General features: G+C 65.8%; 2 protein-coding genes and 1 pseudogene. All 3 read right to left on the bottom strand.

Annotation, left to right across the window (positions count from 1 at the left end):
* Positions 1-786: pseudogene (locus JHD07_RS27415) on the bottom strand (SMP-30/gluconolactonase/LRE family protein); the annotation flags it as partial.
* Positions 786-1,862 carry an aldose epimerase family protein gene (locus JHD07_RS27410; RefSeq protein ID WP_291627745.1) on the bottom strand — a complete coding sequence of 359 codons (1,077 nt, stop codon included), beginning with the start codon at positions 1,860-1,862 and terminating at the stop codon, positions 786-788. The pseudogene JHD07_RS27415 and the gene JHD07_RS27410, both read right to left, overlap by 1 nt.
* A gap of 2 nt (positions 1,863-1,864) precedes the next feature.
* A partial coding sequence (locus JHD07_RS27405; protein ID WP_291627744.1) for a Gfo/Idh/MocA family oxidoreductase occupies positions 1,865-2,605 on the bottom strand: 741 nt, incomplete at its 5' end.

Here is a 2,605-nt window from a genome sequence, read left to right as displayed (position 1 = left end):
GTCGATGGGTTCGCCGCCACTGAGCGCGACCCGCAGGCGCGACAGGTCGGCGCCCACGAAGGCGGGGCAGCTCGCCTGCCTTGCCGGGACACTCAGCGAGCGCAGGCGCTCGCCTTGCGGAGAATAGATGTCGATGCGGCTTGCGCCCCAGCACGCATTCCAGATTTGCCCGTCGGCATCACACACCGAGCCATCGAGCCCGCCGACGCCGGTGTGGCGCAGCAACACCTCGGGTTCGCCCCGCGGCAGGCCGGTCGCAGGATTGAGCAGCACGGCATAGAGCACCGCACGCGGAGTATCGGTGAAGTAGCCCGTACCGCCGTCGGGCGAGAAGCAGATCGAATTGGGAATGCTGATGCCGGAAAACAGCGTCGAGATCTTGCCGCGATGGAGCGCGTAGATCGCACCTGCTTTCGGCTCGGCCTTCTTACCCATGGTGCCGATCCAGAAAGTGCCCGATTGATGCACCCGGCAATCGTTCGAACGCGTCGCCGCATTGTCCGCTTCGAGCGGACAGAACAGCGTCATCGCACCATCCGCGAGTTTGCGGATGTAAAGCCCGTCTTCCGCGACGATCAATTGCCGATCGGCATCGATGCGCCCGAGCGCGCTCGCCATCCGGCCGAGCGCGTGAACGCGGATCGCGCCGCTGCCCAGATCGGCCTCGAACAGCTTGCCCTCGCGAATGTCGAACCACCAGGCGGTGTCGGTCGCGGCGTCATAGGTCGGCCCCTCGCCGAGATGGCAGGGATGGTCGGAGAGCACCGTCGTGGGCACCTGTTCCATCAGGACGACCTCACCGAAAAGCGATAGACCGAGTGATGGCGATACACTCCGCCGGGATCAAGGCGAGGACTCGGAAAGTCCGGCCGGTTCGGCGCGTCGGGCCAGATGTGCGGCTCCAGGCAGATGGCGTCGGATTGACGTATGAGCTTGCCGCCCTTCCCCGAAATCGTGCCATCGAGATAATTGCCAGAATAGACCTGAAGTCCGGGCTGGTCCGTGAACAGCTCCATGACCCGTCCCGAGCGCGGCGCCTCCAGCCGGGCTGCAAGCGCAAGCTCGCCGTCACGGGCTAGGCAGTAGGTGTGATCGTAGCCCCTGCCGTTTCGCAGTTGCTGATCGAATTCGCGGATGCGCTCGCCGACCGGCCGCGGCGCGCGAAAGTCGAACGGCGTCTCGGCAACCGCGCGCGGCGGCTCCGGCAGCGGAATCGCGCTGGGATCGATGGCGAGGAAATGTTCTGCAGCGACCGTGAGCTCGTGGTCGAGCACGGACGTACCGGACGCCGCGCCCTCGAGGTTGAAGAAGCTGTGGTTGGTCAGGTTGACGATGGTCGGCCGGTCGGTCCGCGCCTGCATGATGAGCGACAGTTCGGCCGGACTGGTGACCCGATAGGTCAGGCGCACGTCGAGCCGGCCGGGGTAATTTTCTTCGCCGTGCGGGCTGACATAAGAGAGCGTCACCGCGGGCTCGACTCCCTGGTCGATGTCCGCAATCTCCCAGAGCTTGCAGTCAAAACCGTCGAGGCCACCATGCAGCGCATTGACGCCGTTGTTAACGGCGAGCTGCACCGTCTCGCCGTCGAGCGAAAACTGGCCCTTGGCAATGCGGTTGGCGTAGCGGCCGACCGTGGCGCCGAAGAATTTTCGTTCGGCGAGATAGCCAGCAAACTCGTCATGACCGAGCACCACGTCGTCGTATTCACCTTTCGCGTCCGGCGCGATCAGCGCCTGGATCACCGCGCCGTAGGTCATGATGCGGGCCTCGAAGCCGCCTGCCCCGCGCAACGCGATGCGCTCGACCTTGCGGCCGTCAGGCAGCAATCCGAAAACGTCTCTCGTGACCCTTGCTGCGGCCATGCTCAATCCACAAACGGTTCGACGATCGTGCGCTTGCCGAGCAGGAAGGCGTCGGCGACGAGACGGAGCGGGGTGAGGTCGACGTCACTCGCACCGGTCGCCGTGAGCTCGACGAAGCGCCGGTACAGTCCGCGATATTCCGCATCCGGCGCCTCGGCCAACACCTCGCCATCGACGGCCATGCGCGCGCCGCCGCTCGACAGGGTCATCCGTCCCTGATCGGTATCGACGACGATGTCCCAGCTCTGCGGCCCGGTCTGGCGGAAATCGAGCTCCGCGGTGACAGGCAGACCTTCGATGTCGGTCAGCGTCAGGTTTGCAGCGATCGGCGCCTGGCAATTGGACGGAAAGGCCAGCTCGGCCGCAGTGACGAACACGGGCTTCGGCAGAATCCTGGTCACGATCGACAACGCATTGATGCCGGGATCGAACACGCCGAGGCCGCCCGGTTCCCAGATCCAGCCCTGCCCGGGATGCCAGACCCGAACGTCTTCCTTCCAGCTGATGTGCACGGATGTGATCCGGCGCGCCCTCAGCCACGCGCGCGCCGGCTCGACCGCCGGCGCATATCGCGAATGCCAGGTCGCAAACAGCGTGCGTTTGGCTTCTGCCGCCATCGCGATCAGCGGATCGAGCTCGGCAACGCCCGTGCCGGGCGGCTTTTCCAGCATGACATGCTTGCCGGCGGCGAGCGCCGCGGCGGCCTGGGCGCGCCGCACCTGCGGTGGGGTGCACAGCGAGAC

It is taken from the genome of Bradyrhizobium sp. (assembly GCF_016462955.1).
Classification (GTDB): Bacteria; Pseudomonadota; Alphaproteobacteria; order Rhizobiales; family Xanthobacteraceae; genus Bradyrhizobium.
Note: the sequence above shows the minus strand (reverse complement) of the source record. Positions and strands in the feature narration are given on the sequence as shown.